25 protein-coding genes are annotated in these 23,055 nt (G+C 68.8%); 4 read left to right on the plus strand and 21 right to left on the minus strand.

Annotated elements, in window-relative coordinates:
* Positions 1 to 34: 34 nt before the first annotated feature.
* Positions 35 to 376, minus strand: coding sequence for a 50S ribosomal protein L19 (gene rplS / locus RCP38_RS12255; protein ID WP_046320174.1), 342 nt, complete (start codon positions 374 to 376; stop codon positions 35 to 37).
* A 385-nt stretch (positions 377 to 761) separates the two neighbouring features.
* On the opposite strand from rplS, the gene RCP38_RS12260 reads away from it, so the two are divergent.
* The gene (locus RCP38_RS12260) at positions 762 to 1,658 is read left to right on the plus strand and encodes a serine hydrolase (RefSeq protein WP_308473228.1); all 897 of its coding nucleotides are present in this window, start codon (positions 762 to 764) and stop codon (positions 1,656 to 1,658) included.
* On the opposite strand, the gene trmD is transcribed toward RCP38_RS12260, so the two are convergent.
* The 5 genes from trmD to RCP38_RS12285 all read right to left on the minus strand — a co-directional run bounded on the left by trmD (position 1,655) and on the right by RCP38_RS12285 (position 4,234).
* Positions 1,655 to 2,362, minus strand: coding sequence for a tRNA (guanosine(37)-N1)-methyltransferase TrmD (gene trmD, locus RCP38_RS12265; protein WP_308473229.1), 708 nt, complete (start codon positions 2,360 to 2,362; stop codon positions 1,655 to 1,657). The two genes, RCP38_RS12260 and trmD, sit on opposite strands and share 4 nt — an antisense overlap.
* A 6-nt stretch (positions 2,363 to 2,368) precedes the next feature.
* Positions 2,369 to 2,890 (minus strand): ribosome maturation factor RimM, encoded by a 522-nt coding sequence (rimM, locus tag RCP38_RS12270; RefSeq protein WP_308473230.1) that lies wholly within the window; start codon positions 2,888 to 2,890, stop codon positions 2,369 to 2,371.
* Positions 2,891 to 2,901: 11 nt separating this feature from the next.
* Positions 2,902 to 3,144, minus strand: a complete 243-nt coding sequence (locus RCP38_RS12275; protein WP_019736217.1) for an RNA-binding protein — start codon at positions 3,142 to 3,144, stop codon at positions 2,902 to 2,904.
* An 8-nt stretch (positions 3,145 to 3,152) separates the two neighbouring features.
* Positions 3,153 to 3,644 (minus strand): 30S ribosomal protein S16, encoded by a 492-nt coding sequence (gene rpsP / locus RCP38_RS12280; protein ID WP_308473231.1) that lies wholly within the window; start codon positions 3,642 to 3,644, stop codon positions 3,153 to 3,155.
* A gap of 170 nt (positions 3,645 to 3,814) precedes the next feature.
* The gene (locus tag RCP38_RS12285; protein ID WP_308473232.1) at positions 3,815 to 4,234 is read right to left on the minus strand and encodes a nuclear transport factor 2 family protein; all 420 of its coding nucleotides are present in this window, start codon (positions 4,232 to 4,234) and stop codon (positions 3,815 to 3,817) included.
* Positions 4,235 to 4,281: 47 nt separating this feature from the next.
* Between RCP38_RS12285 and RCP38_RS12290 the strand changes: the two genes are divergently transcribed.
* Complete coding sequence (locus RCP38_RS12290; protein ID WP_308473233.1) at positions 4,282 to 5,151, plus strand: D-alanyl-D-alanine carboxypeptidase family protein; 870 nt, start codon at positions 4,282 to 4,284, stop codon at positions 5,149 to 5,151.
* Between the two features lie 25 nt (positions 5,152 to 5,176).
* On the opposite strand, the gene RCP38_RS12295 is transcribed toward RCP38_RS12290, so the two are convergent.
* From RCP38_RS12295 to RCP38_RS12315, 5 genes are read right to left on the minus strand one after another with little or no spacing between them, the layout of a single operon-like run.
* Positions 5,177 to 6,679 (minus strand): HNH endonuclease signature motif containing protein, encoded by a 1,503-nt coding sequence (locus RCP38_RS12295; RefSeq protein WP_308473234.1) that lies wholly within the window; start codon positions 6,677 to 6,679, stop codon positions 5,177 to 5,179.
* A gap of 54 nt (positions 6,680 to 6,733) precedes the next feature.
* On the minus strand, positions 6,734 to 7,804 hold the full coding sequence (locus RCP38_RS12300) for an amidohydrolase family protein (RefSeq protein WP_308473235.1): 1,071 nt from the start codon (positions 7,802 to 7,804) through the stop codon (positions 6,734 to 6,736).
* Between the two features lies 1 nt (position 7,805).
* On the minus strand, positions 7,806 to 9,362 hold the full coding sequence (gene ffh / locus RCP38_RS12305; RefSeq protein WP_308473236.1) for a signal recognition particle protein: 1,557 nt from the start codon (positions 9,360 to 9,362) through the stop codon (positions 7,806 to 7,808).
* A gap of 41 nt (positions 9,363 to 9,403) precedes the next feature.
* Positions 9,404 to 10,924, minus strand: coding sequence for a hypothetical protein (locus RCP38_RS12310; protein ID WP_308473237.1), 1,521 nt, complete (start codon positions 10,922 to 10,924; stop codon positions 9,404 to 9,406).
* A gap of 49 nt (positions 10,925 to 10,973) precedes the next feature.
* Positions 10,974 to 12,374, minus strand: coding sequence for a PE-PPE domain-containing protein (locus RCP38_RS12315; protein WP_308473238.1), 1,401 nt, complete (start codon positions 12,372 to 12,374; stop codon positions 10,974 to 10,976).
* Positions 12,375 to 12,491: 117 nt separating this feature from the next.
* Between RCP38_RS12315 and RCP38_RS12320 the strand changes: the two genes are divergently transcribed.
* Positions 12,492 to 13,268 (plus strand): SDR family NAD(P)-dependent oxidoreductase, encoded by a 777-nt coding sequence (locus RCP38_RS12320; protein WP_308473239.1) that lies wholly within the window; start codon positions 12,492 to 12,494, stop codon positions 13,266 to 13,268.
* Positions 13,269 to 13,333: 65 nt separating this feature from the next.
* Here the strand turns inward: RCP38_RS12320 and RCP38_RS12325 are convergent, their stop codons facing one another.
* The 5 genes from RCP38_RS12325 to ftsY form a co-directional block, all read right to left on the minus strand.
* The gene (locus RCP38_RS12325) at positions 13,334 to 13,702 is read right to left on the minus strand and encodes a SpoIIAA family protein (RefSeq protein WP_308473240.1); all 369 of its coding nucleotides are present in this window, start codon (positions 13,700 to 13,702) and stop codon (positions 13,334 to 13,336) included.
* A 58-nt stretch (positions 13,703 to 13,760) separates the two neighbouring features.
* On the minus strand, positions 13,761 to 14,138 hold the full coding sequence (locus RCP38_RS12330; RefSeq protein ID WP_308473241.1) for a DUF4267 domain-containing protein: 378 nt from the start codon (positions 14,136 to 14,138) through the stop codon (positions 13,761 to 13,763).
* A gap of 36 nt (positions 14,139 to 14,174) precedes the next feature.
* The gene (locus RCP38_RS12335) at positions 14,175 to 14,894 is read right to left on the minus strand and encodes an NUDIX hydrolase (RefSeq protein WP_308473242.1); all 720 of its coding nucleotides are present in this window, start codon (positions 14,892 to 14,894) and stop codon (positions 14,175 to 14,177) included.
* A gap of 25 nt (positions 14,895 to 14,919) precedes the next feature.
* Positions 14,920 to 15,888: a glycoside hydrolase family 6 protein gene (locus RCP38_RS12340; protein ID WP_308473243.1), complete on the minus strand. Its 969-nt coding sequence runs from the start codon at positions 15,886 to 15,888 to the stop codon at positions 14,920 to 14,922.
* A gap of 64 nt (positions 15,889 to 15,952) precedes the next feature.
* Positions 15,953 to 17,194: a signal recognition particle-docking protein FtsY gene (gene ftsY, locus RCP38_RS12345; protein WP_308473244.1), complete on the minus strand. Its 1,242-nt coding sequence runs from the start codon at positions 17,192 to 17,194 to the stop codon at positions 15,953 to 15,955.
* Between the two features lie 119 nt (positions 17,195 to 17,313).
* Between ftsY and RCP38_RS12350 the strand changes: the two genes are divergently transcribed.
* Positions 17,314 to 17,883 (plus strand): Uma2 family endonuclease, encoded by a 570-nt coding sequence (locus RCP38_RS12350; RefSeq protein WP_308473245.1) that lies wholly within the window; start codon positions 17,314 to 17,316, stop codon positions 17,881 to 17,883.
* Here the strand turns inward: RCP38_RS12350 and smc are convergent.
* From smc to RCP38_RS12375, 5 genes are read right to left on the minus strand one after another with little or no spacing between them, the layout of a single operon-like run.
* Complete coding sequence (gene smc / locus RCP38_RS12355) at positions 17,880 to 21,470, minus strand: chromosome segregation protein SMC (protein ID WP_308473246.1); 3,591 nt, start codon at positions 21,468 to 21,470, stop codon at positions 17,880 to 17,882. The genes RCP38_RS12350 and smc overlap by 4 nt on opposite strands.
* 19 nt (positions 21,471 to 21,489) lie before the next feature.
* Positions 21,490 to 21,771, minus strand: a complete 282-nt coding sequence (locus RCP38_RS12360) for an acylphosphatase (RefSeq protein WP_308473247.1) — start codon at positions 21,769 to 21,771, stop codon at positions 21,490 to 21,492.
* Positions 21,758 to 22,174, minus strand: a complete 417-nt coding sequence (locus RCP38_RS12365; RefSeq protein ID WP_308473248.1) for an OsmC family protein — start codon at positions 22,172 to 22,174, stop codon at positions 21,758 to 21,760. The genes RCP38_RS12360 and RCP38_RS12365 overlap by 14 nt, the downstream gene beginning before the upstream one ends.
* Before the next feature lie 38 nt (positions 22,175 to 22,212).
* On the minus strand, positions 22,213 to 22,605 hold the full coding sequence (locus RCP38_RS12370; protein WP_308473249.1) for a nuclear transport factor 2 family protein: 393 nt from the start codon (positions 22,603 to 22,605) through the stop codon (positions 22,213 to 22,215).
* Between the two features lie 49 nt (positions 22,606 to 22,654).
* Positions 22,655 to 22,894 carry a hypothetical protein gene (locus RCP38_RS12375; protein WP_308473250.1) on the minus strand — a complete coding sequence of 80 codons (240 nt, stop codon included), beginning with the start codon at positions 22,892 to 22,894 and terminating at the stop codon, positions 22,655 to 22,657.
* Positions 22,895 to 23,055: the final 161 nt, after the last annotated feature.

A 23,055-nucleotide genomic window follows, 5' to 3' on the forward strand; every position in this document is an offset into this window, starting at 1 on the left:
AAGCCCCACCGGAGCGGGGCCGACGCAGGCAAGATCAGCGCTTTTCCTTGATCTTGGCCTTCTTGCCGCGCAGCTCACGCAGGTAGTACAGCTTGGCGCGACGGACGTCACCACGCACCAGCACGTCGATGTGGTCGACGTTGGGCGAGTGCACCGGGAAGGTCCGCTCCACGCCGACGCCGTAGCTCTCCTTGCGGACGGTGAACGTCTCGCGGACGCCGCCGCCCTGGCGCCGGATGACCACACCCTTGAACACCTGGATGCGCTCCTTGGAGCCCTCGATCACCTTCACGTGCACGTTGACCGTGTCGCCGGGGGCGAAGGCCGGGATGTCGTCGCGCAGCGACGCCTTGTCGACGATGTCCAGCGTGTTCATTGCGGAAACACTTCCTCGCGAGTCGCGGCTGCGGACCGGTCCGCACGCCTGATGAGCATGTAGACGGTAGCCGAGCCGATGGGTTCGGGCACGTTGCCGCGCGGTGCGAGGGCCGGTACGACAGGCCCCGCTGCAGAATCAACTGTCGGGCGACAACTGCTCAATTGTGCCAGACGCGACGCAACCAGCGAAATCGCGCAAATCGCCGCTGGTCGTTCCTCGAGAAGCCCCGCCGTCGTGATAGTTCTGGAGGCGACCGAACTGCACCACCGGAGCGCCCACGCGGTAACCTATCCGGCGGGCCGATGGCTGCAGTGTGGCGAGCCCGTGATCCCGATGTCGGTGCAAAATGCGTCAAGGAGGCTTACCAGCCGTGCGGCCATCGATGCTTCTCCTGACCATCGTCATGGTGATTTCGACGGTGGTATTCGGATGTGACGAGAAGGTCTACGGCGCCGACGCCGTACACCCGGCTCCCTACCAGGCACCCGAGGTGATGCCGGTCGCCACCTCCATCGAGGCTCCCCGCGCACCCGCCATCCAGCCGGTCGCCGTGGTCGACGGCCTGGCGGCACGTATGCAGGAAGCCACCGAGAACGCCGCCAAGGTGGGCGCCAATATCTCGGTGGCCGTGCTGGACCGTATCTCGCATCAACTGGTCACCAACGGAAACACCCGCCCGATCGCGACGGCGTCGGTCGTCAAGCTGTTCATCGCCGACGACCTGCTGATGCGGCAACCCGAAGCAGGGCTCTCCGCCGACGATCGGGCCCTGCTGGACTCCATGCTGCGGGCCTCCGACGACGGGGCGGCCGAGACGTTCTGGAACCAGAACGGCCGCAACGCGATCGTCACCCGGGTCGCCGGCCGTTACGGCCTCGTCGGCACGTCGCCGCCGTCCAACGGCGCGTGGTGGAACACCATCAGCACCGCACCCGATCTGGCGCGCTACTACGACATGCTGCTCAACGGCGCCGGCGGTCTTCCGCCCGCTGAGGCCGCGATCATCATGGGCGACCTGGCGCAGTCCACGCCCAACGGCCTGGACGGCTACCCGCAGCGGTTCGGGATTCCCGAGGGTCTCTACGAGGAATCCGTTGCGGTCAAGCAGGGCTGGATGTGCTGCATCGGCAACAACTGGATGCACCTGTCGACCGGTGTGGTCGGCGCCGACCGCCGCTACATCGTGGTGATCGAGTCACTGCAGCCCAGCGACGACGCCACCGCCCGCACCACCATCACCGAGGCCGTCAAGACGATCTTCCCCGGCGGCCGGATCTAGTCGGGTTCGGTCACCGACTCCCCCAGCAGGTCCGGGCGGCGCTGCCGGGTCCGTTCCAGCGCCGCCGCACGGCGCCAGGCGTCGATCCGGGCATGATCGCCGGAGAGCAGTACCTCGGGCACGTCCAGGCCACGCCAACTAGGCGGACGGGTGTAGCTGGGGCCCTCGAGCAGGCCGTCCCGGTCCGGGGAATGCGAATCGTCGCGTTGTGAGGCCGGATTGCCGAGGACGCCCGGCATCAGCCGTAACACGGCTTCCAGCATGACCAGCACCGCGGGCTCCCCGCCGGCCAGCACGTAGTCACCGATCGAGACCTCTTCGACCCGCATCCGGCGCGCGGCGTCCTCGGCGACCCGTTGGTCGATACCTTCGTAGCGTCCGCAGGCGAACACCAGATGTTCTTCGTGGCTCCACCGCTGCGCGGTGGCCTGATCGAACAGCGTTCCGGCCGGGGTCGGCACGACGAGCAGGGTCCGTTCCGAACAGATCTCGTCGAGCGCGGCACCCCAGATCGGCGCCTTCATCACCATTCCCGGGCCGCCCCCGTACGGGGAGTCGTCGACCGAACGGTGTACGTCGTGGGTCCAGTCACGCAGATCGTGCACGCCCAGTTCGACCCGGCCGGTCTCGATCGCCTTGCCCGGCAACGATTGCCGGATCGGATCCAGATAGGACGGGAAGATCGTCAGGACATCAACTCGCACGCGCCGCTACCCCTCGAGATCGAGCAGACCCTCGGGCGGGTCGATCACCAGGGTGCCGTCGGCCAACGACACCGACGGCACGAAGGCGGCGATGAACGGGACCAGCAACTCCCGGCCGTCGGTCCGCTTGATCGCCAGCAGTTCGCCCGCAGCGGTGTGCAGCACCTCGGTCACGGTACCCACCGGCTCCCCCGCGGTGCCCTGCACCGCAAGACCTTCGAGTTGGTGGTCGTAGTAGGTGTCGGGCTCGGTGATCGGCGGAAGTTCGTCGGAATCGACGACGAACAGGCTGCCTCGCAACGCGTCGGCACCGTTGCGGTCGCCGATGCCGGCTAATCGCACCAGCAACCGGACACCGTGCGGGCGTGCCGCCTCGACGACGTAGTCGCGTTGCGGCACACCCGTTTTGCGGGCGTGCAGGGTGACGCCCGGCGCGAACCGGAGTTCGGGGTCGTCGGTGCGGACTTCGACGACCACCTCACCGGAGATGCCGTGCGCCTTGACGACCCGCCCGACCGTCAGCTCCATGAACCGGCTGACTACCGGTCGGTGTCCACCACGTCCACGCGGATACCCCGGCCGCCGATACCGGCGACCAGGGTGCGCAACGCAGTGGCGGTGCGACCGCCGCGACCGATCACCTTGCCCAGGTCGTCGGGGTGCACGTGCACCTCGACGGTGCGGCCACGGCGGTTGGTCACCATGTCGACCCGTACGTCGTCGGGATTGTCGACGATGCCGCGAACCAGGTGTTCGACGGCATCCGCCACTACAGCACTCATCGCTGCGGTCAGCTCTCGCTGGCCGGCTCGGCGGCCTCGGCGGCCGGAGCCTCAGCGGCGGCCTCCGCGGGAGCCTCGGTCTTCTCCTCGGCCTTGTCGGCCTTCTTCGCCGGCGCCTTCTTCTTCTTGGCGGTGGTGGCCTCGGTGGTCGGGCCACCCTCCGCCTCGGCCAGCGCGGCGTTGAACAGCTCCAGCTTGCTCGGCTTGGCCGGCTTGACCTTCAGGCGGCCCTCGGCACCGGGCAGGCCCTTGTACTTCTGCCAGTCACCGGTGATCTTCAGCAGCTTGAGCACCGGCTCGGTGGGCTGAGCACCGACCGACAGCCAGTACTGGGCACGCTCTGAGTCGATCTCGATCAGGCTCGGCTCTTCCTTCGGGTGGTAGCGGCCGATGACCTCGATGGCGCGACCGTCCCGGCGGGTGCGCGCGTCGGCGACCTGGATGCGGTACTGCGGGTTGCGGATCTTCCCGAGACGGGTGAGCTTGATCTTGACAGCCATGAATCACTCCTGCGGTATCACGCTGCAATTCAGCGATGCGGGCGGGTTTGCCCACATCCGGTTTTGCCTCGCGTGTTTGCGCCACGCCGCGCGGAGCCCCGAGCCGGGGCGCATCACACGACGGACAGCGGCCCATTGTGCCAGAACCGGGCCACTCAACAGAAATCGGCTCAGGGCATCTTCTGGAAGCACTTGATTTCGGAACGGCGGACCATCCGCCAGCCGTCGTCGGTGCGCCGGAACTCGTCGTCGTACCACAGACCCACCAGCATCATGGGGTCGTTCTCGCCGGAGAAGATCATCGGGTTGAAGCAGAAGGTGCGGGCGGTGGCGGTGTCACCGTCGATGCGGATCGCGGGCAGACCCAGCATGTGCGAGTAGTTGGCGAAGTTGGGCAGCACTTCGGCCAGCCAAGCCTTGACTTCGGGAAAGCGCCCGTCGATGCCGCCCAGCGCGCGGTAGTCGATGTAGGCGTCGGGGGTGAACACCGCATCGAGCCCGTCGAAGTTGCGCGTGTCGATCGCGGTGGAGTAGTCGACCAGCAACTGCTGGATCTCCAAGCGGTCCGAAATTTCTTGTTGGCTCAGCATTACTCGATTCAACACTGCAGCGGTCAGGGGCGGTAAGGTAACCCGCCATGCGGAAATTTCTGGCCGCAATCGCGGCTCTGGCAGCCGTGTTCGCCACTCCCGCCGTGACCACTCACGCAGATATCGCACAGCCGTTCGGCTCGGCGCCGATCCCCGCCGGCCCGGCCCCGAACTGGCTGATCGCCGATCTGGATTCCGGACAGGTGCTCGCCGAGCAGAACGGCTACGCGGTCACCCCGCCGGCCAGCACCATCAAGGTGCTGCTGGCGTTGACGGCGCTCGACGAGGTCGGCCTCGACGACACCGTGGTCGCCTCCCCGGCCGACACCGCGGTGGAGTGCAACTGTGCGGGGATCAAGCCGGGCCAGACCTACACGGCACGGCAACTGCTCGATGCACTGCTGCTGGTGTCGGGCAACGACGCCGCCAACGCCTTGGCGGACATGCTCGGCGGGCCCGAGGCCGCGGTGGCCAAGATGAACGCCAAGGCCGCCGAGGTCGGCGCGACCGCCACGCACGCCAGCACCCCGTCCGGATTGGACGGCCCCGACGGCCCGGGGGCGACCACTCCGCATGACCTGGCGGTTATCTTCCGCGCGGCGATGGCCAACCCGGTGTTCGCCGAGATCACCGCGGCCCCGACGGCGATGTTCCCCACCGATGCCGGTGAGCGCCCGCTGGTGAACATGAACGAGCTGTTGCACCGCTATCCGGGCGCGTTCGGCGGTAAGACCGGATTCACCGACGCCGCCCGTAAGACCTATGTCGGCGGCGCGAGCCGCGACGGCCGGCGACTGGTGGTCGCGATGATGTACGGGCTGATCCGTGAGGGCGGCCCGAACTACTGGGATCAGGCCGGCGCCCTGCTGGATTGGGGATTCGCGCAGGGCCCGATGTCCGGCGTCGGCAGTCTCTGACAGCTCTGACAACGACGGCGGCCGCCTAGAACGGTGGTGGGTCTTTGTCGTTGCAGTCGGCGGGTATCGGGTCGGGCCCGGGCCAGGGCCCCCAGAGCGCTTGACGAGCGGCTTCGCAGGCGCTGTAACGGGCTTGGCGGGCCTGGTTGTTGCGGTTGCGTTCGACGTAGATGCGGGTGGCACGGTCTTGGGCGCGGGTGCGTTTGCGGCGGGGCATCATCGCGGTGCGTTGCCCGCAGCGGTCCTCGGGGCGTCGGGTCGGCGGCGCGAGGTGGCCGGTGGGTGCACACAGGTGCGGGAAGAGCAGGGAACTGCCCGGGGTGCTGACATAGGTCTGCCCCGACGGGGCGGTGAGGATGACGGTGCCGTCGGGCAGTTGCCGATCACGCCAACCCCAGAACGTCTTCACCAGATGGTGTGTGCGGCAATAACATTTCAAGTTCGAGGCATGGGTGCGGCCGCCCTCGCCGTAGGGAATCGTGTGGTCGATGTCGCAGTCGAATGCCGGCCGGTCACAGCCCGGCCAGCGACACGTCAGATCCCGGCAGCGGACGAATTCGGCGAGGGCTTTGGAGGGCACGTAGCCGGGTTCGGGCGGGGTGTCGGCGGGATGGACCAGCGGCACCAGCTTGGCGGTCTTGGCCAGGTCGGCGATCAACTCCGGCGGAACCAGCCCATCGACACCGACCAACGAACCGGGGATGTCGCCGGTGCCGTCGACGGTGGCCTGCTCGGCGATCACATGAATAACCACCGACGATACCCCCGGGGCCCCGGCGGCCGTGCAGTCCTCCCGGCCGCACTGGCAGCCCAACCGGTCCGCGCGCACGGCCAGCGCTCCCATCGCGTCGGCGCGACGTTGCTCGCGGGTGCGGGGGTCGTGCTCGCAGACGGTGGCGGACAGGGCGTCGAGCGCTTTGGCGACCGCGCGGGCGTCGGTGAGAAACAGGTGGCCCGAAATGTCGGTGACCCCGCCCTCGACGTAGTCGGTGAAGGTGATCTGGCGGTCGGCCTGGTGGTCTTTGCGACGCCGCAGGGCATCGATGTCGGCTTTGGCCACGATCGCATCGATTTTGGCCGCCAACCGGCGCGTGGTCAGTGAGGGCCACCGTGTCACTCCCACCGCCAACTGCGCGTCCACGGCAGCCAACACCTCACGGTCGGTGATCAACGCGGTCCGGTACACGATGGTCTGGAACACCCGAACGCCGATGTCACCGGCGGCGAACACCGCGCCGATTTGCGGTAGGTCCTCACGCATCGCCCGGGCGTACCCCAGCCGACTAGCCGCCAGCCCCTGACTGATCCGCAACGCCGCCGCCACCTCGGCGGCGACCGCGGCCTCGGTGTCCACCGCCCACTCCTCGGTCTCGCCGCAGCGACTCAACCGCAGAGCAAACAGTTCCCCGATCGCCACCAACTGCGCTGCGGCGGCCCGGTTCTCCGCCCGTGTCGCCGCACCGATGCGATCCAACAACGCCGCCGACTCCGGCGAAGGAGCCTTCAACGATCGCGACTGATCGAACATGTGTTCGATTGTAATGGAAACGGGCGACACGTGTGCGCGGCGCGGAGCCGAGAGTCAGTCGTACACCCGGCCGCGCAGCATCACCAGATCGGGGTGACCGAGCACCTCGGGACCGCTGCGCGGGTCGTCGGCGAAACACACCAGATCGGCCGGCGCACCGTGCTCCAGCACCGGCGCCTCCAGCCAGCGCCGGGCGTCCCAGCAGGCCGCCCCCAGCGCCTCGGTGCGACTGAGGCCGACCCCGGACAGCGCGTCGACCTCGTCGGCGATCCGGCCGTGGGCCACCATTCCCCCGGCATCGGTGCCCGCGTAGATCGGGATCCCGGCTTCGCGCGCTGCGCCGATCCGCGTCCGACAGCTGGCGTGCAGCGCACGCATGTGCGCGGCATAGGTCGGGTATTTGGCCGCCGAGTCGGCGATGCCCGGGAAGTTGTCGATATTGATCAGTGTGGGCACCAGCGCGGTGCCGTGCTGCAGCATCAGCGCGATGATGTCGTCGGTGATGCCGGTGCCGTGCTCGATGCAGTCGATGCCGGCGTTGATCAGCCCCGGTAGCGCGTCCTCCCCGAAGACGTGCGCGGTGACCCGGGCGCCGTGGGCGTGCGCAGCGTCGATGGCGGCTTTGGCGGCCTCGTCGGACCACAGCGGGGCCAGGTCACCGATGCCTCGATCGATCCAGTCACCCACCAGCTTCACCCAGCCATCACCCCGCATCGCTTGGGCGGCAACGACTTCGGCTAGATCGGCTTCGTCATCGACATTGATCGGCAGTCCGGGGATGTAGCGCTTGGTCTTGGCCAGGTGCTGTCCGGCCCGCACGATCCGCGGCAGGTCGGGCCGGTCGTCGAAGGCGCGGGTATCGATCGGTGAGCCGGCGTCCCGCAGCAGCAGCACGCCGGCGCGGCGTTCGGTCTCGGCCTGCCGTACCGCCTCGTCGGCGGCCACCGGACCGCCCGGGCCGATCCCGACATGGCAGTGCGCGTCGACCAGGCCCGGGACGATCCAGCCGTCGGAGAAGACCGTTTCGGCCCCGTCCACCGGTTCGAGACTGATGGTGCCGTCGACGACCCAGTACTGCACCGGTTGTTCATCGGGCAGGCCGCGGCCGCGAAGGTGCAACGCCAAGTTACTTCTGCCCCGGGAAGTTCAGTTTGGACAGGTCGAAGTCGGCCAGCCCCGGCGGCAGTTCGTCCAGCCCGGCGGGCAGCTGCGACAGGTCGGGGAACCCGGCCGGCATCCCCGGCCCGAACATGCCCCGAGCCTTCGGCGGCGTCGGTCCCCGACCCTTGCCCTTCTTGCCGGATTTATTCTTGCCGCCCTTGGCTTTACGGGTGTTCTTGCGTCCCATGCCGGGCAGTCCCAGACCGCCCATCATCGACGACATCATCTTCCGTGCCTCGAAGAACCGGTCGACCAGCTGATTGACCTCGGAGACGGTGACACCCGAACCGTTGGCGATGCGCAACCGGCGGGAGGCGTTGATGATCTTGGGATCGGCCCGCTCGGCCGGAGTCATGCCGCGGATGATGGCCTGCAGCCGGTCCAGCTGGCTGTCGTCGACGGCGGCCAGTGCGTCCTTCATCTGCCCGGCCCCGGGCAGCATGCCCAGCAGGTTGCCGATCGGACCCATCTTGCGGATCGCCAGCATCTGCTCGAGGAAGTCCTCCAGGGTCAGCTCGCCGGAGCCGATCTTGGCGGCGGCCTCCTCCGCCTTGCGGGCGTCGAAGACCTGCTCGGCCTGCTCGATCAGGCTGAGCACATCGCCCATCCCGAGGATCCGACTGGCCATCCGGTCGGGGTGGAAGACGTCGAAGTCCTCCAGCTTCTCGCCGGTGGAGGCGAACAGGATCGGCGCACCGGTGACTTCGCGCACCGACAGTGCCGCACCACCGCGGGCGTCGCCGTCGAGTTTGGTCAGCACCACGCCGGTGAAACCGACGCCCTCGCGGAACGCGTCGGCGGTGGTCACCGCGTCCTGGCCGATCATGGCGTCGAGGACGAACAGCACCTCGTCGGGGTTGACCGCGGCCCGGATCGCGGCAGCCTGCGCCATCATCTCCTCGTCGATACCGAGACGTCCGGCGGTGTCGACGACGACGACGTCGAAGTGTTTGGCCTTGGCTTCGGCCAGACCGGCGGCGGCCACGGCGACCGGGTCGCCCGGGGTCCCGGTGTCACCGGCTACCGAAGTGCCCGGATGCGGCGCGAACACCGCGACCCCGGCCCGCTCCCCGACGACCTGCAACTGGTTGACCGCGCCCGGGCGCTGCAGGTCACAGGCCACCAGCAGCGGGGTGTGGCCCTGTCCGCGCAGCCAGGTGGCCAGTTTGCCGGCCAAGGTGGTCTTACCGGCACCCTGCAGACCGGCGAGCATGATGACCGTCGGCGGCGTCTTGGCGAACGTCAACTGGCGGGTCTGACCACCGAGGATCCCGACGAGTTCGTCGTTGACGATCTTGACGACCTGTTGGGCCGGGTTGAGCGCGCCGGAGACCTCCGCACCCTTGGCGCGGTCCTTGATCCGGCCGATGAACGCCCGCACGACCGGCAGCGACACGTCGGCTTCCAGCAGCGCCAGCCGGATCTCCCGGGCGGTGGCATCGATGTCGGCGTCGGTGAGACGGCCCTTGCTGCGCAGCCCCTGCAGGGCCCCGGTCAACCGGTCGGAGAGCGATTCAAACACGGGAGTCAGCCTAGTGGGTCACCGCGGTGCGGTCGGGGCCGCTAGGCGGACCCACCCGGTGCGCCGCCGTCGCCACCGTCGCCACCGTCGCCGCCGGTCCCGCCGACGTTGGGGTCGCCGGGCTGTCCCGCGCCGCCGGGGGTGCTTCCGGTGGTTCCACCGTGCCCGCCGTGCCCGCCGTCGCCGCCGGTACCGAGCGAACCGTTGCCGCCCGCCCCACCGTTGCCACCGCGGCCGCCGGAACCGGCCCCCGGACCCACCGCGGCACCGCCGTTGCCGCCGTTGCCGCCGTCCGCGCCGATCCGGCCGCTACCCCCGGCCCCGCCGACTCCCCCGACGCCGCCGTTGCCGCCGGGCGTACCGGTGCCCGCCGCACCGCCGGCACCGCCGTTACCGCCGTGCCCGCCGATACCGGCGGGGTTGTTCAGCCCGGCGCCGCCGGCGCCACCGGCGCCGCCGTCACCGGCATTGCCGACCTGGCCGATACCGCCGAGCCATCCGGCACCACTGCCGGCCTGTCCGCCTCGCCCGCCGTCACCGCCGTCACCGCCGTTGCCGCCCAGGGGCTGAGAGGCGGTGCCGACGCCGCCGGCCGCCCCGACTCCGCCGATCCCACCGGCACCGCCGTTGCCGCTGAACCCCAGCAACCAGCCGGCGTTACCGCCCGTGCCGCCGTTGCCCGCGTCGCCGCCGTTCAAGGCGGTCACCTCCGGGCCGTTGATGCCGGCCCAACCGGAGCCGCCTTGACCGCCGGTGCCGCCGAAGCCCCAACCGGCCAACGCGTTACCGCCGGTGCCGCCGACCCCACCGTCGTGCGTGACCAGCGTCGACCCGTCGAAGGTGTCGTAGAAGCCGGTGCCGCCCTGGCCACCGGTGCCACCGTCGCCGAACCACATGCCGCCGGCACCGCCCTGGCCCCCCTGGCCGGCCTCGATCACGACGCCGTCCGCCCCGAGATAGGCGGCAGCACCTTGGCCACCCGCGCCGCCGTTGCCGAACAATCCGGCGTCGCCGCCCGCTCCGCCCATGCCGTCGTTGACTCCGGCCACCCCGGCCGCGCCCTGGCCGCCGTCACCGAAGAGGAAGCCTCCGTCGCCGAGGTCGCCCAGACCGAGCCACCCGAACAACGAGTTGTTGGGGCCGGTGAAGCCATCGATGCCGTCGCCGATCAGATCCCGGCCGAACATCAACACCGTCGGCGTGTTGATCAGGTCGATCAGCAGCTGATTGCCCGCGTCGTGCAGGAAGTCCGCCAACGCGTCGTGGATCGGGAGGTAGAAGTTTTCCTGGTAGAGCTGCGCCCAGTCCCCGCCGTCGAAGATGTCGAAGGCGGCGGGCCCGACGTCACCGGGATCGAAGCCGGCCACGCCGATGTCGTCCGGGTCGACGATCGGGCCGACGTCGATGGTGTCGAACCAACTGCCGGGGTCGAAGAAGTCGAAATCCGCGTGGGCCGCCGGTGCGGCGGCCATGGGGGCCACCGCGAGCGCCAGGGCCGTCGCCGCGCCGCCCAGGGAGAGACACAACCGACCGATAGCGCTGCGACGAACTCGACGATTCATTTCCAAAGACCTTTCTCAGACAAATCAGATCTGGTTGGCCGAAGTCGACCTAGGCCGGGTTGCTCAGGTCAAGACCGAGCAAATCGGTGATCGACGACAGATCGGGCTGGCCGTCGACGACGGAATCCGCCGATACCCCGGGGTCGGTGGCCTCCGCGGAGCCACCGAAGAGACCGCCGAACAGCGGCGTCGGATCTTGGATATCGAAAAAGACGCGCTGCGCCGCGTTCCACAGCGTGGAGAACGGTTCCTGCTCCATAAACGACCCGAATATGTAGTTCGCCGGGTCCTGGAAGGCGCGAATGGCGGCCTGCACACCTTGCGACCAGGCATCGCTGAGCGCGGCGTTGACCTCGTCCCAGCTGATGTTGCTCGGCAGCAACTCGAAACTGAACGTGGTGGGGACGTTCGCCGGTCCCTGGTTCCAGCCTTCGGTGAGGCTGCCGTACCCGAGATTGACCAGGATGCGCATGCTCGGTTCCAGCAGCTCCGCCAGCGGGTTGCCCCAGACCGGGTTCAGCCGCAAGAGGTCCAGCAACGGCAGCGTCTCGGAGGGAATCATGTAGTAATTGGTCAGACTGTCGCCGCTCGTTTCCAATTGAATGGCATTGGCGATATCGTCTTCACTCAATCCGAAATATCCGTCGTGCAGCAGGAACATGCCCGCTATCGCATTGAGATCGGCCAAAAGGTTGAGCGGATAGCGCGGAAAATCGGCGTACCCGTCGTATTCCATTGTGTAGACGTCGGTGGTGAAGTAGTCCGGAGTGGGATGCCCGAGGGTCATTCCGTTCCAGAACGTCAGGTCTCCGCCCCAGAAGTTCAGCAACTCGATCAACCCGCCGTTGGGGTTCGCCGAATTTCCGACCATGACGAAATGGACGTCTTCCGGTGCGACACCCTGGTGCTGGAGTTGCTCCATCGTCATCGACGACATCGCCGAACTCTGCGAGTAGCCGAACACGTACACCGGATTGTCCGCACTGACCCCGCCGGCCGCGATCTGGTTGTTGATCGCCTCGGCGAGTAGCCGTGCTCCTTCGACTTCCGAGAGGTTGCCCGGGAAGTACAACTGGGGCGTGAACAGGGACTCGGCGGTTCCGGTAAAGCCGTGCGGCCGCAGGTACAACTCGTCGGCGGCGTTGACGTAGCCGTCCGACGGCAATGGAATCCCGCTACCGCCCATGACGAAGGCGACCTCGCCGGCGGACAGTTCGACGGCCCGCGAAACCGCCGGGGACGACTGCCCCGACAGCGCCGGCACGACCACCGGTCCGGCCATCCCAGCCAGGACGACCAGAGCGCTTACCACCGCGATAACGACACGAGCCCCGCGCGGACCGAACATCGCACCGACACCAGCCATGGACACCCCTTGAAATACCTTCGAACGCACCGCGGAACGCGGAACCCCACCCGAAATTAGATCACCCACAACAGTTTTAGTCACCCATTCGCCGGAAAGCCAGCCAGATTGACATAACTGTCGTTATTGGGGCGTGATAAAGATTCGGAGTTATACCCGCCCCATCCCGATGCGGAAGTCCGTCCGCGTAAAGTGTCGTTCGTGGATATTAACGGAGCAAGCGCGATCGTAACCGGTGGCGCATCAGGAATCGGCGCGGCCACGGCCCGCCAGTTGGCCGACAGGGGCGCCCGCGTGGTCGTCGCCGACCTGCAGGCGGACAAGGGTGAGGCACTGGCCCACGAGATCGGCGGCGTGTTCGTGTCCGTCGACGTGACCGACACCGACCAGATCATCGATGCGGTCAACACCGCCACGGACCTGGGCCCGCTGCGGGCGTTGGTGAACTCGGCCGGCGTCGGCTGGGCCCAGCGCACCATCGGCAAGGACGGCCAATTCGACTCGGCGCACAGCCTGGACGCCTACCGGAAGGTGCTGGCGATCAACCTGATCGGCACCTTCGACTGCATCCGACTGGCCGCCACCGCGATGAGCCGCAACGAGTTCACCGACACCGGCGAGCGCGGTGCGATCGTCAACATGACAAGTGTTGCCGCGTTCGACGGGCAGATCGGCCAGGCCGCCTACTCGTCGTCCAAGGGTGGCGTCGTCGGCCTGACCCTGCCGGTGGCACGCGACCTGTCGGCCGCGGGTATCCGGGTCAACACCGTGGCCCCGGGCCTGATCGACACCCCGATCTACGGCGAGGGCGAGGCGTCGGAGGCGTTCAAGGCCAAGCTCGGCGAGTCCGTGCTGTTCCCGCACCGGCTCGGCAAGCCCGAAGAGCTCGCCTCGATGGTGGTCGAACTGCTCACCAACTCCTACATGAACGCCGAGGTCGTCCGCGTGGACGGCGGCATTCGGATGCCTCCGAAGTAGTTCGGGACCGCTGACCGCGAAGGCCCCCGCTCACGCGGGGGCCTTCTGCGTCGGCGAACCACGGGTCAGCCGGCGGCCCATTGCTTGGCGCGTTCGAGATCGTCGAGGCCGAACACCGCCAGCTCACCGGGAATCATCCATTCCAGGGCATGCAGCACATGGCCGACCCATTCTTTGTCGGAGACCACCGCGATGCGTTTGAACGCCGAGTGATGCGGTAGCACTGCGCCCAGCCCGAGTTTGATGTCCTCGACCAGCCCACCGCGCCCGAAGCCGTCGTAGTCCGGGGCGATGACTTCGACGATCCGGACGTCACCGTCGCGCAGGCGTTCGTGCAACAAGGGCCTGATCTTGCGGAGTTCGTCACCGCGCAGCCGCCCGGAGACCCGGACGCCGGTGACTCCCGGCGGCATGTCCGGCAGTAGCTCGATCATGGGACGCTCCCCTTCCCGTCGATACCGCCACGGTAGTCCGGGGATCGGCCTGCCGTTTTCAGTCGTCGGAGCGGCGCCGCGTCGCGCCCCACAGCCCGACGCCGATCCCGACGATCGCGCCGCCGAGCCCGATCAGCTGCTGACCACGCTTGAGGTCGGCGTGCACACTCATCCCGCCCAGCAGGTCGGCCGCATCGGCACCGCCGGAGGCCAGAAACCAGCCGCGGGTATCGCGCCCCCGCGCCGCCGCATACAGCAGCAGTCCCCCGATCAGGGCGTCGCGGTAGCCCATCGACCGAAGCAGCAGTCGCGCGGACGGCCCCGGATCGTCCCGCTCACCCCACCAGCGGTTCGCCCGGAGCGGATCGATCAGAAACGAGATCCCCGACGCCATCCGGATGCTGCCGACCACAAACGCGGCACGGTCCTTCACCATGCACCGGAGCCTACGGCCGCGCCGCGACACCGGGAGCTATTTCCAGGCGAACACCGGTTGTTCGAGCTCGTCGACCGGGTCGTGCCGCCCCTCCAGGCACAACCACCGCAGTTGCAGCAGCACCGCACCCGTCGGTGCATGGATGAGATCGTTGCCCAACGGGATCTGCACCACCGGCCGCGGACTCTCCGGGATGGACACGAACCGCGGGGAATCTTCGCGCTGCAACTGGTGTAGTCCCACCCGGTAGGCCGCCACCACCTCGTCGGGTGCGGGCCGCAGGTCGAGTCGCCCACCGCCCCAGATCACCACCGGGCTGATGACGTATCCCGAGCGGGTCGGGTAATCGTCGAGCAGGCCCAGCACCGCGCTGTCGGGCAGCCGGATGCCGACCTCCTCGTCGAGCTCTCGCAGTGCGGCCTGCACCGCGGTCTCACCGGGATCCAGCCGACCGCCCGGCAACGCCCACTGTGCAGCATGTGATCTCAGCCGAGATGCCCTGCGGCACAGCAGGAAAGCGGCGCCTCCGGAGACGTCCACCATCCGGCCGTCCAGGCCGGCCTCCGGCATGGGCCGGCCGCCGATCCAGTCGTCCACCGGCGCGGGATCGACGCGGTCTTCGCCGATCTCGGAGTCCACGATCACCACCGCGACGGCGGCGTGACGCTTCGACGGGTCGTGCACGGCGCGGCGGTCGTGCGCGTCCAGGCGCGCCCGGATCCGCTCCCGCAGCGCTTCGTCGTATCCGATCGTCACGGCGTGTCCCCGGGCGGCGCGGGGCCTACCCGGCGTTGCGCGCCAGGTTGATGGCGTAGTCGCTGACGAAGTGGCCGGCGGCGGGCTCACCGGAGCCGCAGCTACCGTCGGACTCCCCCACCCGCTTGACCCACAGGTAGGCGTCGGCGCGGGGACTGGCGGTGTCGGTGGTCGGTGCCACGCCCAAGGCCCGGCCGGCCGGGTTGCACCAGCCGTACGGGTCGCCTTCGGCCGGGCCGTTGCCGTTGCGGGAGGTGTCGATCACGTAGTGCGCGCCACCGGTCATGCCCGAAACCTCGTCGCCGTAACCGATTTCCTCTTCGGTGGTGAAGTAGTTCGTGGAGTTCAGGGCGAAGCCCCGCGCCCGGCCCACCCCGGCCTGGTTGAGCCGGTTGGCCATCTCGCCGGCGCTGACCCAGCGCGAGTGCCCGGCGTCCACGTAGACCGAGGTGCCCGGGTTGCGGCCGAGGGTGTCGACGGCGTAGTTGATCAGGTCGAAGCGTTCCTGGCGCTGGTCCCCGGAGAGGCAGTCGGCCATGGCCAGCGCGTCGGGCTCGAGGATGATCGCGGCCGGGTTGCCGCCGATCCCGTCGGCGACGCTGTCGATCCAGGTGCGGTAGGCCGCACCGGAGGAGAATCCGCCGGCGGCGTAGCTGCCGCAGTCGCGGTGCGGAATGGCGTAGATGACCAGTACCGGCATGGCTCCGGCCGCGGCGGCGGCACCGGTGTGCCGGGCCACCGTGGAGCCGACGGTGCCGGCCGGGAACGCCTGGTCGAGCCAGTACGCCTGCGGGGTGTTGGCGACCCGGGCCAGTTCAGCGCTGTCGGGCTGCGCGGCCGAGGCGCGCATGGCCGCCGAGATGGGGTCGACGTAGAAAGGCATCCCGGCCAGCGGGTTGTCGTCTGCCTGGGCCGGGGCCGCGCCGGCCAGTGCCGCGGCAGCAAGAACAGGAGCGAGGCAGCGCGCAACCGCACTAAAAACTGAGGAAGTCACAGGGAAAAATTACCCTAAGGCTCAAACCCGGATAACAGGACGGTCACGGTCGGCCCCGACCCGGTCAGCCCAGCAGCGCATCCACGAACGCTCCGGGCTCGAACGGAGCCAGGTCGTCGGGGCCCTCACCGAGGCCGACCAGTTTGACCGGCACACCGAGCTCCTGCTGCACCCGGAACACGATCCCGCCCTTGGCGGTGCCGTCGAGCTTGGTCAGCACCACCCCGGTGATGTCGACGACGTCGGCGAACACCCGGGCTTGAGCCAGACCGTTCTGTCCGATGGTGGCATCGAGCACCAGCAGGACCTCGTCGACGGCCGCGCGACGTTCCACCACCCGCTTGACCTTGCCCAGCTCGTCCATCAGGCCGGTCTTGGTGTGCAGTCGGCCCGCGGTGTCGACGAGCACGACGTCGACGCCGTCGGAGATGCCCTTGTCGACGGCGTCGAACGCCACCGACGCGGGGTCCGCGCCCTCGGCGCCACGAACCACTTCGGCACCCACCCGTGCCGCCCAGGTCTGCAACTGGTCGGCCGCCGCCGCCCGGAACGTATCGGCCGCACCCAGCACCACCCGGCGTCCGTCGGCCACCAGGACGCGGGCCAGCTTGCCGACCGTGGTGGTCTTGCCCGTGCCGTTGACCCCGACCACCAGCAGCACCGACGGGTGGTCGTCGTGCGGCAGCGCCCGGATGGAGCGCTCCAGGCCGGGTTGCAGCTCGGCGATGAGCACATCCCGCAGTACGGCGCGGGCGTCGTCTTCGGTGCGCACCTGGCCGCCGGCCAGTTTCTCCCGCAGTTGCGTCACCACCGATTCGGTGACGACGGGGCCCAGGTCGGCCACCAGCAGGGTGTCCTCGACGTCCTGCCAGGAATCGTCGTCGAGGTCTCCGCCGCCGAGCAGCCCGAGCATGCTGCGGCCCAACGCGTTCTGGGATTTGGCCAGCCGGCCGCGCAGCCGCTGCATCCGGCCGTCGACCGGCTCGATCTCCGGCTCGGGCTCGGGGGCAGCCACCTCTTCGGGCGGCGCTTGGGGCAGGTCGACATCGGTGATGGTGCGTCGCGGGGCCTCGTGGACGACGGCCGCGTCGTCGCCGACATTGGGAGCCGGCGGTTCGGACGTCTCGGTCCGGCTGAACGTGATGCCCGATTCGGCGGTGTAACCGCCCGAGCGGTCCAGGCTTTCGCGCTGCGGCGCCGACAGGCTGATGCGGCCTCGGCGGTGACGCACCAGGCCGAAGACCACGGCGGCGATGACGGCGAGTGCGGCGGCGACCGCCAGGGCAATCCAGAGACCTTCAGACACGCCGCCATTGTTTCAGGGCCCCGTTGGGCGGGGTCTGTCGGTGGTGCTCGGCAGACTGCGGGCAAGACGCCGTCGGGCGTAACCTGCAACTATTCGAGTTGCCATCGAGAGGGGGCACCGTGTCCGAGCTGCTGGATGGGCCGTTTGACTTGATGACCCTGGAGCAGTGGGACGCACTTGAGGTCGCCCACACGCGACGGTGGGAACTCAGTGAGGGTTCGATCATCATGTCGCCGCGCCCACAGATCACCCATCAGCGGATTTCACGACAGCTCATCCGACTCCTGCAAGATCACCTACCGGACGGTCTGGAGGCGCTGGCCGAAATCGAGGTGACCACCATCGCCTCGTTCCCGCCCAGTGTCCGCGACCCGGACATCGTGGTGATCCGCAGCGGCATGGTCGAAGGACGTGCAGCCCGCATCCCGGCGGCCGATGTGGTACTCCTCATCGAGATCGTCTCGCCCGGCTCGCGACGGATGGACACCGTCATGAAGTTGCACGAGTACGCCAAGGCGGGCATCGAGCACTACTGGATCGTCGACGCCGAGGTTCCAGACGGCGCGTGGTTTCTGCAGTATCGCCTCGACGGCGACCTGTATCGGCCGGTTGCCACACCCGACGGGGACCATGTCGAGGTGCACGAGCCGGTCGCCATGGCATTCAGCCTCGGCGAGCTGACCGGCTAACCCGGGCTGGACACCAGCTCTTCGCCGCGAATGCGCTGGGAGATCACCGCGGTGATCCCGTCGCCCTGCATGGTCACGCCGTACAGCGCGTCGGCGACCTCCATGGTCGGCTTCTGGTGGGTGATGACGATCAGCTGCGAACGGGCGCGCAGCATCTCGAACAGTGCCAGCAGCCGACGCAGGTTGGTGTCGTCGAGTGCGGCCTCGACCTCGTCCATGATGTAGAACGGTGACGGCCGGGCCCGGAAGATCGCGACCAGCATGGCGATCGCGGTCAGTGACTTCTCGCCACCGGACAGCAGCGACAGCCGCTTGACCTTCTTGCCGGGGGGACGCGCTTCGACGTCGACGCCGGTGGTCAGCATGTCGTTGGGATCGGTCAGAAGCAGCCGTCCTTCGCCGCCGGGGAACAGTGCGGCGAACACCTCGGTGAATTCGCGCTCCACGTCGGCGTAGGCGTCGGTGAACACCTGCAGGATGCGGGCATCGACTTCCGAGACCACGTCGAGCAGGTCCTTGCGGGCCGCTTTGACGTCCTCGAGCTGGGTGGACAAGAAGTTGTACCGCTCTTCGAGGGCGGCGAACTCTTCGAGGGCCAGTGGGTTGACCCGGCCCAGTTCGGCCAGTTCGCGCTCGGCGCGTTTGGCGCGACGTTCCTGGGTGGGGCGGTCGAACGGCATCGGGGCCGGCGCCATCACCAGTTCACCGCGGTCGCGGGCCTGCTCGTATTCGGCGATCTCCAGTTCGGTCGGCGGCAATGGCACGTCGGGGCCGTACTCGGCGATCAGGTCGGCCGAGCTCATCCCGAACTGCTCGAGCACGGTCTGCTCGAGTTGCTCGATGCGCAGTGCGGCCTGAGCCTTGGCGACTTCGTCGCGGTGCAGCGACTCGGTGAGCGCGGTGAGCCGGGTGCTCAGGGAGTTCACCTCGTCACGCACGGCCACCATCGCCTCGGCCCGCTGCTGGCGTTCCCCGGCCAGTCCGTCGCGGATCCGCGACGCGGCGGCCACCACGTGTTGCAGGCGCTGGGCCAGCGCGCCGGCGGCTTCGGCGACCACGGCCGCAGTGGTCGCGGCACGTACCCGGGCGGCGCGGGCCTGTTCGGCACGCACCCGCGCCTCGCGTTCGGCCGCAGCGGCCCGGCGCAGGGAGTCCGCCTTGCCGCGCACCGCGTTGGCGCGTTCCTCGGCGGTGCGCACCGCCAGCCGGGCCTCGACCTCGACGCTGCGGGCTGCCTCCGCGGCGGCGGCGATCTGCTGGCGGTCCACCGGCTCCGCGGCTTCGGTCGGCTGGTCCTCTTCGGCGTTGCGCAGCCGGGCCTCCAGCTCACCCAGTTCGGCGACGGTCTGGGCCCGGCCCTTCTCCAGGTCGTCGCGCTCGCGCAGCCGACGGTGCCACTCCGCCTCGGCCGCCCGTGCCTCGTGACCGAGCCGTCCCAGCTGTTCGTGGGTGGCGGCGATGGCGGCGTCGGACTCGTTGAGCGCGGCCAACGCCTGCTCGGCGGCGTCTTGGCGGGCGCTCTGTTCGGCCAGCGCGCCGGCGAGGGCAGCGCCGAGTTCGGCGGCCTGGGTCTCGGCGGCCGCCGCTTCGGCACGTGCCTTGTCGATTTCGCTGTTGATCTCCAGGGTGGACGGCTTGCGGTCCGAGCCGCCGCTGACCCACCCGGCACCCACCAGGTCGCCATCCAGCGTCACCGCGCGCACACCGGGACGTGCCGCGACCAGGTCGAGTGCTTCGGAGAGGTCGCCGACCACCACGACCGACGCCAGCATGGCCGCCATCGCGCCGCGCAACTTCGCCGGTGCCTCGATCAGGTCCACGGCCCACCGGGCGCCGTCGGGCAACGCTGCCCGCTGCTCGGTCGCCGGCAGCGGCCAATCCCCGAGCACGATCGCCGCCCGGCCGCCGTCGGCGGATTTCAAAGCGTGCAGCGCCGACCGGGCGGCGCCCGCGTCGTCGGCGGCCAGCGCGTCGGCCGCCGAACCGAGCACCGCGGCCAGCGCGGCCTCATAGCCGGACTGCACTTTCACCAGCGTGGCGATGGAACCGAACAGTCCGGGGTCGGCGTGGTTCTGGGCGAGCCAGGCCGCACCGTCGCGGCGCTCCAGCCCCATCGACAGGGCCTCGATGCGGGCGTGCAAGGACGCCACCTGCCGCTCGGCGGCCCGCTCGGCCGCCTGCAGTTCGGCGACGCGCTGGTCGGCCAACCGCAAGGTCGCCACGGTCCGTTCGTGGTGTTCGTCCAGGCCGACTTCACCCTGATCGAGTTCGGCGACCCGGCCCTGCACCGTTTCGAACTCGGCCTGGGCGGCCTGGGCGCGGGCTGCGGCTTCCTCGATACGGGTCGACAACTGTCCGACGTGGGTGTCGATCGACTCCACGCGTGCCCGGATGGTCTCGACCTGACCGGTCAGCCGCGCCAGCCCCTCCCGTCGGTCGGCTTCGGCGCGGACCGCGGCCAGGTGGGCCTTCTCGGCTTCGGTGCTACGGCGTTCACGCTCGGCCAGTTCGGCGCGGGCGGCCTCCAGCCGGATACCGGCGTCGGTCAGTTCGGCCAGCAGTTGCTGCTCGGTGACGGCCACCTGCTCGGCCTCGGCTTCGAGAGCATCCGGGTCGACGCCGCCGGTGGTGATCGGCTCCTCGTCGAGGTGCTGGGCCCGTTCGCTGGCGATCCGGACCGTCGCACTGACCCGCTCGGCCAGCGCCGAGAGCGCGAACCAGGTCTGTTGGGCGGCCTCGGCGCGCTGGGTCAAGGTGGCGACCGCGGACTCGTGGGCGGTCAGCTCGTCGGCGGCCACCGTCAGTCGCTCGGTGATCTGGTCGTGTTCGCGGCGCAGCGTGGCCTCCGCATCGGTGGTTCCGGCGAATTCGGCCTGCCGGCTGACCAGGTCGTCGGCGGTCAGGCGCAGCCGGGCATCACGCAGGTCGGCCTGAATGGTCGCGGCGCGGCGGGCCACCTCGGCCTGTCGGCCCAGCGGCTTGAGCTGGCGGCGCAGCTCGGTGGTCAGGTCGGTCAGGCGGGCCAGGTTGGCCGCCATCGCGTCCAGCTTGCGGACCGCCTTCTCTTTGCGTTTGCGGTGCTTGAGCACCCCGGCGGCCTCTTCGATGAAGGCGCGGCGGTCTTCGGGGCGTGATTCCAGGATCTGCGCCAGCCGGCCCTGCCCGACGATGACGTGCATCTCGCGGCCGATACCGGAGTCGCTCAGCAACTCCTGAACGTCCATCAATCGGCAGCTGGCGCCGTTGATCTCGTATTCGCTGGCGCCGTCGCGGAACATCCGCCGCGTGATCGAGACCTCGGCGTATTCGATGGGCAGCGCGTTGTCGGAGTTGTCGATGGTGACGGTGACCTCGGCGCGGCCGAGCGGGGCACGCGACGACGTGCCGGCGAAGATGACGTCTTCCATCTTTCCGCCGCGCAGCGTCTTGGCGCTGTGCTCGCCCATCACCCACGCCAGGGCGTCGACCACGTTGGACTTACCGGAGCCGTTGGGGCCGACCACCGCGGTGATGCCCGGTTCGAATCGCAGAGTCGTCGGCGCGGCGAAGGACTTGAAGCCCTTCAGCGTCAGACTCTTGAGATGCACGGGAGGTGAGACTACCGGTCTAGCGTTCGGCGAATCCGTCGATCCGCTCTCCGGCGTCGGCCCAATCGGCGACGACGGTGTCCACCCGGCCCGGTGTGGCACCGCTCCGCAGCAGGTCCAACAAGCGTTGGCAGTCCGCACGCGGCCCCTGCGCGACGACGTGAACCCGGCCGTCCGGGCGGTTGGCGGCGTAGCCGGTGAGCCCGAGTTCCAGTGCCCGCGACCGGGTCCACCAGCGAAAACCCACTCCCTGGACGTGTCCGTGCACCCAGGCGTTCAGACGGACGTCAGGCCCGGTCACCGGCGTCGACCTCGAATCGCACCTCGGTGCCGGATTTCAACGTCCGGCCCACCGTGCAGACCTGGTCGATGGCACGGTGCACGACCGTCAGCAGACGCTGCCGGTCTGCGTCGTCGAGACCGGACAGGTCCAGTTCCAAGACCTCCTCGAGCAGCGGGTAGCGCTCCCGGTCGCGATCCGCGGCCCCGGACACCCGGATCGTCGCGGCGTAGTCGTCGCCCAGGCGGCGCGCCAGCGGGGCGTCGCTGGACAGGCCGCTGCATGCGGCCAGCGCGATCTTGAGCAGCTCGCCGGGTGTGAAGACGCCGTCGACGTCTTCACTCCCGATCAACACCTGCGCACCCCGGGAGCTTCGCCCGGTATAGCGGCGTGTCCCGGTGCGTTCCACCCACAATTCGGTCATGGGGACATCTTGGCAGTCCCCGCGCCCGACGTGCTTTCTCAGCCGACCGGCGCACCGGCGGGTTTGCGACCGTACTGCCGTTCCATCATCGCGGTGTCGCCGTATACTTGTACCCGGACGGTCTTGCCGTTGCGGACGGTGAAAACCTCGGCGCTGTGGCCATGTTCGTCGCCGATCGACGCCTCACTCAAGACGATCACGGTGTCACCGTCGGCGAGGAAGCGGTGCGGGGTGATGACCGGCGACTTCTCCCCCAACCGCATCAGGAATCCCATGAGTTCCGTTTTGCCGCGGTAGGTTCCACTCAGCGCACTGTCACCCGGTTGCAGCCATTCGATGTCGTCGTCGAAGAGGTCCATCAGGGTTTCGGTGTCGCCGGTGCCGAATGCTTGATAGCCGGCCCGCACCAGGGCGATATTCTGCTCGGACATCTTTGGTTCCTTTCGTCAATTTTTCTTGCGCCCAACTCGATTCAACGAATCAGAGCCGGTACATCTCGCGGGCCATCCGGGCGTTTTCGGACCAGGCGGATTCGAGCCGGGGTCGACACCGCGCCGGGTCGATTCGAAAGCTGCCGATGCGTTCGACCAGCGCCATGGTGTCCAAGACCAGCCGGCGGCTCCGCTGCCCCGCGTGCCGGATCGCCTCACCGACGAGGTCGCGGTATTCACCGGCGGGCAACGGCAGGGGCATCCAGGGCTTGATGACCAGTTGCGACATGATGATCGCCTCCTCTGTGCGGCGGCGGCTTAGCAAAAAGCCGCTTACAAGGCATCCATAAGGCAAACACCGCGGCCACAAAATTTCCTCATCCCAATGGACGAGATCCGAGTAAACTTTTGCGTCGAGAAGGCACGGATCCCCTCAACCCGTTGACCACG

The sequence above is a fragment of the Mycolicibacter sp. MU0083 genome (assembly GCF_963378075.1).
Lineage (GTDB): Bacteria > Actinomycetota > Actinomycetes > Mycobacteriales > Mycobacteriaceae > Mycobacterium > Mycobacterium kokjensenii.

Bases quoted from the DNA above. Each gene is read 5' to 3' on its own strand.
- RCP38_RS12330 (WP_308473241.1), bottom strand. From the start codon at position 14,138: ATGGTGAAGGACCGTGCCGCGTTTGTGGTCGGCAGCATCCGGATGGCG.
- rpsP (WP_308473231.1), bottom strand. From the start codon at position 3,644: ATGGCTGTCAAGATCAAGCTCACCCGTCTCGGGAAGATCCGCAACCCG.
- RCP38_RS12370 (WP_308473249.1), bottom strand. From the start codon at position 22,605: ATGTCCGAGCAGAATATCGCCCTGGTGCGGGCCGGCTATCAAGCATTC.
- RCP38_RS12325 (WP_308473240.1), bottom strand. From the start codon at position 13,702: ATGATCGAGCTACTGCCGGACATGCCGCCGGGAGTCACCGGCGTCCGG.
- RCP38_RS12285 (WP_308473232.1), bottom strand. From the start codon at position 4,234: ATGCTGAGCCAACAAGAAATTTCGGACCGCTTGGAGATCCAGCAGTTG.
- RCP38_RS12365 (WP_308473248.1), bottom strand. From the start codon at position 22,174: ATGACCGAATTGTGGGTGGAACGCACCGGGACACGCCGCTATACCGGG.
- RCP38_RS12295 (WP_308473234.1), bottom strand. From the start codon at position 6,679: ATGTTCGATCAGTCGCGATCGTTGAAGGCTCCTTCGCCGGAGTCGGCG.
- RCP38_RS12260 (WP_308473228.1), top strand. From the start codon at position 762: ATGCTTCTCCTGACCATCGTCATGGTGATTTCGACGGTGGTATTCGGA.
- RCP38_RS12375 (WP_308473250.1), bottom strand. From the start codon at position 22,894: ATGTCGCAACTGGTCATCAAGCCCTGGATGCCCCTGCCGTTGCCCGCC.
- rimM (WP_308473230.1), bottom strand. From the start codon at position 2,890: ATGGAGCTGACGGTCGGGCGGGTCGTCAAGGCGCACGGCATCTCCGGT.
- RCP38_RS12290 (WP_308473233.1), top strand. From the start codon at position 4,282: ATGCGGAAATTTCTGGCCGCAATCGCGGCTCTGGCAGCCGTGTTCGCC.
- RCP38_RS12275 (WP_019736217.1), bottom strand. From the start codon at position 3,144: ATGAGTGCTGTAGTGGCGGATGCCGTCGAACACCTGGTTCGCGGCATC.
- RCP38_RS12310 (WP_308473237.1), bottom strand. From the start codon at position 10,924: ATGAATCGTCGAGTTCGTCGCAGCGCTATCGGTCGGTTGTGTCTCTCC.
- rplS (WP_046320174.1), bottom strand. From the start codon at position 376: ATGAACACGCTGGACATCGTCGACAAGGCGTCGCTGCGCGACGACATC.